The sequence below is a fragment of the Flavobacterium silvaticum genome, from assembly GCF_012911565.1.
Lineage (GTDB): Bacteria > Bacteroidota > Bacteroidia > Flavobacteriales > Flavobacteriaceae > Flavobacterium > Flavobacterium silvaticum.
This window is the reverse complement of the sequence record NZ_JAAMPU010000025.1, coordinates 1-254: the sequence shown is the minus strand read 5'-3', so window position 1 is coordinate 254 and position 254 is coordinate 1. Positions and strand designations below refer to the sequence as shown.

General features: G+C 60.2%; 1 protein-coding gene. It reads left to right on the top strand.

Features of this window, described 5'->3' with window-relative positions:
• Nucleotides 1-35: 35 nt before the first annotated feature.
• Nucleotides 36-254 (top strand): putative metal-binding motif-containing protein (locus G6047_RS00070; RefSeq protein WP_317168252.1); only part of this gene is annotated, 219 nt, incomplete at its 3' end.

Sequence of the window (254 nt, the reverse complement as noted above, 5' to 3'; positions counted from 1 at the left end):
CCGATTTCGACGGATACACCAGCGGTGCCTCCACCGTGACCTGTTACGGGGCTGCGATCCCTGCCGGATACGTGGCAACGCTTACGGCCATCGACTGTAACGATGCCGTGGCAGCCATCAACCCAGGCCATGTCGAGGTACTGTACAACGGTGTCGACGACAACTGCGACGGCAACCTCGACGAAGGCTTCCAGCTGCTTTCCAACGTGATCAACGCACAGTGCGGCATCACCCTTGCGGCCATCAACTCGGTG